Here is an 8,239-nt window from a genome sequence, read left to right on the forward strand (position 1 = left end):
GTGCATGTCGGCCCGGCCGGCACCGGCGAGCTGTCAAAACTGGTCAACCAACTGATCGTGGCCAGCACCATCGCCACCGTCGCCGAAGGCCTGCTGCTGGCCGAGCGCGGCGGCGCCGACCCGTCCAAGGTGCATGAAGCCTTGATGGGCGGTTTTGTCGATTCACCAATCTGGCGTCAACACGGTCAGCGCATGCTGACCAACGACTTCACCCCCGGTGGCCCGGCCAAATGGCAACTCAAAGACACCCGCACCGCCCTCGCCCAGGCGCACAAGCTCGGCTTGTCGCTGCCGGTGGCCAGCCTCGTCGACGGGCTGTTTGCAGCCATGGTCGAGGCCGGTGACGGCGAACTTGATCACGCCGGATTGATCCGCCAGTTACGCCGCAACAACACTTTGCCTGAATAAAAATAATTTGCTGGAGCCTGCCATGACCGAATCCACCCCACGCCGCCTGCGCAGCCAGTTATGGTTCGATGATCCCAGCCATGCTGACCTCACTGCGCTGTACGTTGAGCGCTACATGAACCAGGGCCTGACCCGCGCTGAACTGCAATCGGGGCGGCCGATTATCGGTATCGCCCAGACCGGCAGCGACCTGACCCCGTGCAACCGTCATCACATTGAACTGGCCAAGCGGGTCAAGGATGGCATCCGCGATGCGGGCGGGATCCCGATGGAATTCCCGGTGCACCCGATTGCCGAGCAGTCGCGCCGCCCGACCGCCGCACTGGACCGCAACCTGGCCTATCTGGGCCTGGTTGAAGTGCTGCACGGCTACCCGCTGGATGGCGTGGTGCTGACCACCGGCTGCGACAAAACCACCCCGGCGTGCCTGATGGCCGCCGCCACCACCGACTTGCCATCCATTGTGCTGTCCGGCGGGCCGATGCTCGACGGTTGGCACAAAGGCCAGCGCATCGGCTCCGGCACAGTGCTGTGGCATGCGCGCAATTTGCTCAGCGCGGGCGAGATCGACTACGAAGGGTTCATGACCCTGACCACCGCCTCATCGCCCTCGGTGGGCCACTGCAACACCATGGGCACCGCGCTGTCGATGAACGCGCTGGCCGAAGCGTTAGGCATGTCGTTGCCAGGTTGCGCGAGCATTCCGGCGCCGTACCGCGAGCGCGGGCAAATGGCTTATGCCACCGGCATGCGCATTGTCGATCTGGTGCGCGAAGACGTGCGCCCGTCGCAGATCATGACCCACGCCGCCTTCGAAAACGCCATCGCCGTGGCCTCGGCCCTCGGCGCCTCCACCAACTGCCCGCCGCACCTGATCGCCATCGCCCGCCACAGCGGCATCGACCTGTCGCTGGACGACTGGCAGCGCGTCGGTGAAGACGTGCCGTTGCTGGTCAACTGCATGCCGGCCGGTGAATACCTGGGCGAAAGCTTCCACCGTGCGGGCGGCGTTCCGGCGGTGATGCACGAGCTGGATAAAGTCGGCCGTCTGCACCGCGATTGCCTGACCGTGAGCGGCCGCAAAATGGGCGAAGTGGTGGCCGATTGTGTGACCGGCGACCGCGACGTGATCCGCTCCTACGAAGACCCGTTGATGCACCGCGCAGGCTTTATCGTGCTCAGCGGCAACTTCTTCGACAGCGCGATCATGAAGATGTCGGTGGTCGGTGAGGCGTTTCGCAGCACCTACCTCAGCGACCCCGAGCGGCCCAACAGTTTTGAAGCGCGGGCCATCGTCTTTGAAGGCCCGGAAGACTATCAGGCGCGCATCAACGACCCGTCACTGGACATCGACGAGCGCTGCATTCTGGTGATTCGCGGCTGCGGCACCGTAGGCTTCCCCGGCAGTGGCGAGGTGGTCAACATGACCCCGCCGTCCGCCATGATCAAGGCCGGTATCGACTCGTTGCCGTGCATGGGCGACGGTCGCCAGAGCGGCACCTCGGCCAGCCCGTCGATCCTCAACATGTCCCCGGAATCGGCGGTGGGCGGCGGCTTGTCATTGCTGCGTACCGGTGACCGCCTGCGCGTCGACCTCAATGCGCGCAGCGTCAACCTGCTGGTGGACGAAGCCGAACTCGACGAGCGTCGCAAAGAACCGCTGCCACCACTGGCTCCGTCGCAAACCCCGTGGCAGGAACTGTACCGCCAACTGGTCGGCCAGTTGTCCACCGGCGGCTGCCTGGAACCGGCCACCCTGTACTGGCGCGTCATCCCGGAAAACGGCCCGCCGCGCCACTCTCATTAACGCTTAGCTCCCTGTGTAGGAGCGAGCTCGTCTCGCGATCTTTTGATCTTGAAAGATCGCGAGGCAAGCTCGCTCCTACAGGACACGTTCGCCCAAAATTCGAGGATTGCCCCCATGAACACGCTGCAATTGAACATAGAAAACTCCCTGCCGCACGACTGGCAACGGGCAACCCTGGTCGGTCGCGTGTGGCTCCCCGGCGAACGCGGCGGCCCGGCCGTGGCGGTGATTCGTGACGGTGAAGTGATCGACTGCAGTGCGCACTTCGCGACCCTCAGCCTGTTGCTCGACCATGATCAACCTTTGCAAGCTGTGCGCGAAATCAGTGGCACATCGCTGGGCTCGATCGAGGCGTTGCTGGCCAACAGCGGCGAACAGCGCGACCCGGCAAAACCTTACTTGCTGGCCCCAACCGACCTGCAAGTGATCAAGGCCGCAGGCGTGACGTTTGCCTCCAGCATGATCGAACGGGTCATCGAAGAAAAAGCCGGTGGCGATGCCCTGCGCGCCGAAGAAATCCGCGCCCTGGTGCAAGCGGCCATCGGCGATAACCTGCGCGACCTCAAGCCCGGCTCGCCCGAGGCGATGCGCCTCAAGCAGGTGCTGATCGAACAAAAAATGTGGTCACAGTACCTGGAAGTCGGCATCGGCCCGGACGCCGAAATTTTCACCAAGGCGCCGATTTTGGCCGCCGTCGGTAGCGGCAACGCGATTGGCATCCACCCCGGCTCCAGCTGGAACAACCCTGAGCCTGAAGTGGTGCTGGCCGTCGACAGCCGGGGCCGCATCCATGGCGCGACGCTAGGCAACGACGTCAACCTGCGCGACTTCGAAGGTCGCAGCGCGCTGCTGCTGAGCAAGGCCAAAGACAACAACGCCTCGTGCGCCCTGGGGCCGTTTATCCGCCTGTTCGACGAGCATTTCAGCCTCGACGACGTGCGCAACTGTGAAGTGACCTTGCGGGTTGAAGGGCAAGACGGCTACGTGCTCAACGGCAAAAGCTCAATGAACCAGATCAGCCGCGACCCGGCCGACCTGGCCGAACAGACCCTCAACGAAAATCACCAATACCCGGACGGCTTTGTGCTGTTCCTCGGCACCCTGTTTGCCCCCACCGACGACCGCGACCATCCCGGCCAAGGCTTCACCCACAAACCGGGCGATGTGGTGAGCATTGCCTCCACCACCCTGGGCGCCCTGCACAACCGTGTAACCACCAGCGACCAGGCCCCGCGCTGGACGTTCGGCGTGGGCGACTTGATGAAGAATCTGGCCGGGCGCGGGTTGTTGGGGTAAGGCATTGCGCAGTGGCAGGCGCTGGATTGGCAGCGCCTGTAAGGTCAACGTTCTAATACCCACCAAGTTAAGCAACACAGCCAATAAATAGCGTCAAATCGACAATTATCGGCTCTTCCAACAGCTTCGCGAACAATGCAGCTTGATCGGGTGTGAGTTCCTGCTCACCGCCTAAGGCTTCTTCTAAATGTGTCCATCTCATGATGTCCAGCGCTGAGTTCTGAAGACTTTCATCGATAAAGAACTTGAACTTCACACGGTCATCATCCGTCGGTTCAGGGAGAAAGCCTGTTAGTCGTAATTTCATAGTTAACTCTGGTCTATTTAGGGGTGGTACGTCCATTTTTTGCAGGTTTGGTTTGCTTGCCTGTATCGGGATCAAACTCACCTAAGTGTTTGCCCTGTTTGTCATACATTTCGACTGCCCCATGCTGGTAATCCCACTCATAGATTCTGCCTCTACCATCAACCCACCTATTTCGTTTTTTCCCTCCCCCTTGAACTGATGACTTTGGGCGAGCACTGACGGCGTCAGGAAACGCTGGCAATAAATCAGGTGGTTTGTGATAACCATGCCCCGGCACACTCAACACAATATAAAGCGGTGCCACCCCCGAATCAGCCGGGAACACCAGGATGAAGTCCTTGTAGTCGGGCGGGTAGATCGGGTTGACGATGATTGTGTCGGCGCTTTTGGTCGGCGGGAAGATCCAGATAGGTGGTGTGTGGGGAGCGCCTTTTAGCGGCGGGATGCCGAGCGTATCGCTTGGATCTATTGCAGGTGTCCAGATCAGTTCGACGCCATCACCAAAGTCCGCCACGTATTGCGAGCCGCGCTGGCTGAACTGGATAACGTCGATCATTTCCCATTCGGGTTTTGTGCCGGTATAGAAGCCATAGCCCTTGAGCGCGCCATCTGCCTGTTGTTCAACGTACAAGCGCATGCGGGTACGGGCTTGTTTGAGTGAGCGCAATTGGTCTTCGGTGTACAGAGCGCTGTCGGCAAGGTCAGACGGCCAGAAAAAGGCCACCAAGCCTGCCAAAAGGCTCGCAATCATGGTTCCGCCGGCCGTTGCTGCGACTCCCATGGCTGTGCCACCCAAGGCCAAACCGCCGAGACCCGCCGGTACCGCACCACTGATGATTTCTAACGGGACAAGCCCGGAACTGTCTGCCTGACGGGCACCCAAAATCGCGAAATGGCCGTAATCGCTCAGGCTGTCGACGGGCACAAAGCCCGTGGGGTCGGTGTAGTTGATAACGGCATCGGGCAGCTTGCTGCACTTGGCGAATACACAGCCCCGACGCTCAGCCTCGTAAGGACGTTGCTGCGCAGCGACGTCAGCCCGGCGTCGATCCATGTAGGCATCTTGTCGGGCCTGGATGGCTTCGTAGGCCTTGATACCGTCGTCGCGTTCTTTGAGTTCGGCGGGGGTCATGTCGTCGAAGTACGAAGCCCCTTGACCACCATCGCCACCCACACGCCGACGTGTTTGCGTCACGCCTTGCTTGTTGCTCATAGGACGCCTTCCTGTAGGAGAGCGCCGCACGGTATCGGCATGAATATGCGCTCGAAATCAGGCGGGTCGGCAGTGCGTGTAGGCTTGAGGAGTTTCTATTGAGGGATTTGGTGCACGACACACGACATGTAGGAGCGAGCTTGCCTCGCGATCTTTTGATCTTTTAAAAGATCGCGAGGCAAGCTCGCTCCTACAGGGGATATGGGTTAGTAGACGGCTTCGCCTGCCCCGGCGGCGAGGCGGCGGAATATCAGCGCCGAGGCCATGCAGGCGATGCCGCAGAGCACCAGCATGGCGGCCACGTCGCTGGTCTGCGGCACGCTGTGCCCGCGCAGGTTCATCAACACGCCCAGCAGTGAGGCCATCAGGCCCACCGACAGGCTCATGCTCAATTGCACGGTCATGGCCGACAGGCTGCTGGCGCGGCTGCTCAGTGTGGCAGGCACGTCGGCGTAGGTCAGCGCGCCGAGGGTGCTGTATTGCAATGAGCGAATGACCCCGCTGCCAAACAGCATCAACACGATGACGCTGTAGGGGGTGGCGTCGGTAAAGCTCGCGCATGAGGCCAGGGTCAGGCCGGTCAATACGGCGTTGATCACCAGCGTGCGGCGGATGCCGTAACGGCGCACCACGCGCACGGCCAGCAGTTTCATCGCAAAGGCCCCGGCACCTCCGGCCAATGTCAGTAACCCGGCGTGCAACGGGCTCAGGCCAAAACACAGCTGGAACATCAGCACCAGCAAAAACGGTAACGATGAGGTGCCCAGACGCAGCAGGTTGCCGCCCCAGAAGCTGATGCCGTAGCTGGGGATGCGCAGCAGTTTGAGGTCCAGCAGCGGCTCGGCGCAGCGTTGTGCATGGCGGATGTATAACGCGCCGCAGAGCAGGCCGACGGCGATCATCAGCGCCACCCACAGGTGCGGCAACAGGCCGTGCCCCAGCGCTTCGAAGCCGAACACCAGCGCCGCCATGGCCACCGCGCTGAGCGCCAGCCCGCGCACGTCGAGCCCCTGCTCACGCACGCCGGGGTAGTACGGCACATGGCGCAGCACCAGCACGATGCCGACCACACCAATGGGCACATTGATCAGGAAGATCCAGTGCCACGACCAATAGGTGACCATCAGGCCGCCCAACGGCGGGCCGAGCATGGGGCCGATCAACGCCGGGATGGTCAGGTACGACAGGTTGCGCAGCAGGTCTTCACGGGGTGACCAGCGCAACAGGATCAACTGCCCCACGGGCACCATCATCGCCCCCGCCGCGCCCTGCAGCATGCGCGCCAGGCACAGTTGCAGCAGTGAGTTGGAAGCAGCGCAGGCCAGCGATGAAGCGATAAACAGCGAGATGGCGATCACGAATAATCGACGCGGCCCGTAGCGGTCAGCCACCCAGCCACTGACCGGCACACACAGCGCAGCCCCGAGCATGTAGAGCGAAACCACCAGGTTCATGCGGATGCTCGGCGCGCCGAAGTCGCTGGCCATTTGCGGCAAGGCGGTCATGACGACGGTGGAGTCGATCAGTTCCATGCACAGCGCACAGCCAATGATCATCGGCACGCGCCTCGATAACGGGCGCGTGTGCGGGAGGGTTTGGGCGATGGTCACTCAGGGGGTTCTCGGTGAGGATACGTTTTGCACGGTTTCGCCCTTACGGCATGGCACAAGCCAGATCAAAAGATCGCGAGGCAAGCTCGCTCCTACAGGGCGTGAATCAGGGTTAAATGGCTAGCTTGAGGAAGTCGAAGGCCATGCGCCGGCCGCTTTCCAGGTGCGGGATGGCGTCCAGCAGGGCTTGGGTGTACGGGTGTTGCGGGTGGTCGAAGACGTCGCGCACGCGGCCGCTTTCGACGGCCACGCCGTCTTTCATCACCAGCACGTCGTCGCTGACGTGGTTGATCACGCCCAGGTCGTGGGAGATGAACAGGCAGGCCAGGCCCAGGCGCTGTTTGAGGTCGTCGAGCAGTTCGAGGATTTGCGCCTGCACCGAGACGTCCAGCGCCGACACCGGTTCGTCACACACCAGTATCTGCGGCTGCGCCGCCAGGGCGCGGGCGATGGCGATGCGCTGACGCTGGCCGCCCGACAGTTCAATCGGACGGCGCTCCAGCAGTGCCGCGTCAAGTTTGACCAGCACCAGCAATTCTTCCGCGCGCCGGGGCCATTCGCTGCGCTTGTGCCCGGCCACTTCCAGCGCTTCGTTGAGCACACGGCGCACGCTGTAGCGCGGGTCGAAGGAGCTGAGCGGGTCCTGGAACACCACTTGAATGCTGCGCCGCAGTTGGCGTTTTTCTGCCGCAGACAGGCTCAGCCATGGCTGGCCCTTGATGTGGATGTCGCCGCTGTCCGGGGTTTCCAGACCGAGGATCATCCGCGTCAGGGTGGTTTTGCCCGAGCCGGATTCACCAACGATGCCCAAGGTTTTGCCCCGGCGCAGTTGCAGCGACACTTGGTTGACCACGGTGCGCTGTTTGCCGTCCGGCCCCTTGAAGGATTTGCTCAGACCGTTGACCTGCAACAGCGGCGGCGTTTGCTCGGCCTTGGCCGTGACGATGCTCAGCGGTGTACGCGCCGCGCTTTGGTTGCGGCGAAAGTGCACCGCCCTGCCCGTGCGCAGCAAGTATTGGGTGTAGGGATGCTGCGGGTCGTGCAGCACGTCGTCGACGTTGCCCTGCTCGACGATGATGCCGTTGTGCATCACCGCCACCCGGTTGGCCAGCCGCGAGACCACGGCCAAGTCATGGCTGACGATCAGCATCGCGGTGCTCTCGCCGCGCAGGGATTCGAGCAACGTCAGTACCTGCGCCTGCACCGTGGTGTCGAGGGCCGTGGTGGGTTCGTCGGCGATCAGCAAACGCGGGTTGCAGGCGATGGCCGAAGCGATCAGCGCCCGTTGGCGCAAGCCGCCGGACAATTGATACGGGTATTGGCGCGCGCGCAACTCCGGCTCGGGCACGCCCACCGCACGCAGCAGTTCGATGACTTTGGCGTCACGCTGCGCGCGGTCGAGATCGGTGTGCAGGTGCAGCGGCTCGGCGATTTCCTTGCCCACCAGCCGCAAGGGGTCGAGGGAGCCCAGGGCGTCCTGCATGACAAAGCCGATTTGTGCGCCGCGTATTTTGCGCCAGGTGCGTTCATCGAACTGACGCAGGTCCTGCCCGGCAAACGCCAAAGTGCTCGCCTGAACCTGCGCACGGGCGCCGGTG

7 protein-coding genes are annotated in these 8,239 nt (G+C 62.4%); 3 read left to right on the plus strand and 4 right to left on the minus strand.

What is annotated here, in order from left to right; translation table 11 throughout:
- The 3 genes from GHO25_RS24695 to GHO25_RS24705 all read left to right on the plus strand — a co-directional run.
- Positions 1-408 (plus strand): NAD(P)-dependent oxidoreductase (locus GHO25_RS24695; protein ID WP_153364304.1); only part of this gene is annotated, 408 nt, incomplete at its 5' end.
- A 22-nt stretch (positions 409-430) separates the two neighbouring features.
- Positions 431-2,215 carry an IlvD/Edd family dehydratase gene (locus GHO25_RS24700; protein WP_048370726.1) on the plus strand — a complete coding sequence of 595 codons (1,785 nt, stop codon included), beginning with the start codon at positions 431-433 and terminating at the stop codon, positions 2,213-2,215.
- 114 nt (positions 2,216-2,329) lie between these two features.
- Entirely contained in the window at positions 2,330-3,511 is a 1,182-nt protein-coding gene (locus tag GHO25_RS24705; RefSeq protein WP_153393090.1) for a fumarylacetoacetate hydrolase family protein, read from the plus strand.
- A 67-nt stretch (positions 3,512-3,578) separates the two neighbouring features.
- On the opposite strand, the gene GHO25_RS24710 is transcribed toward GHO25_RS24705, so the two are convergent.
- From GHO25_RS24710 to GHO25_RS24725, 4 genes are all read right to left on the minus strand, one after another.
- Entirely contained in the window at positions 3,579-3,818 is a 240-nt protein-coding gene (locus tag GHO25_RS24710) for a pyocin S6 family toxin immunity protein (protein ID WP_153393093.1), read from the minus strand.
- Between the two features lie 13 nt (positions 3,819-3,831).
- Positions 3,832-5,031 carry a colicin E3/pyocin S6 family cytotoxin gene (locus GHO25_RS24715; RefSeq protein WP_153393096.1) on the minus strand — a complete coding sequence of 400 codons (1,200 nt, stop codon included), beginning with the start codon at positions 5,029-5,031 and terminating at the stop codon, positions 3,832-3,834.
- Between the two features lie 206 nt (positions 5,032-5,237).
- On the minus strand, positions 5,238-6,587 hold the full coding sequence (locus tag GHO25_RS24720; RefSeq protein ID WP_153393102.1) for an MFS transporter: 1,350 nt from the start codon (positions 6,585-6,587) through the stop codon (positions 5,238-5,240).
- Positions 6,588-6,753: 166 nt separating this feature from the next.
- A partial coding sequence (locus tag GHO25_RS24725; protein WP_153393099.1) for an ABC transporter ATP-binding protein occupies positions 6,754-8,239 on the minus strand: 1,486 nt, incomplete at its 5' end.

Source organism: Pseudomonas sp. FSL R10-1350 (assembly GCF_009600525.1).
Taxonomy (GTDB): domain Bacteria; phylum Pseudomonadota; class Gammaproteobacteria; order Pseudomonadales; family Pseudomonadaceae; genus Aquipseudomonas; species Aquipseudomonas helleri.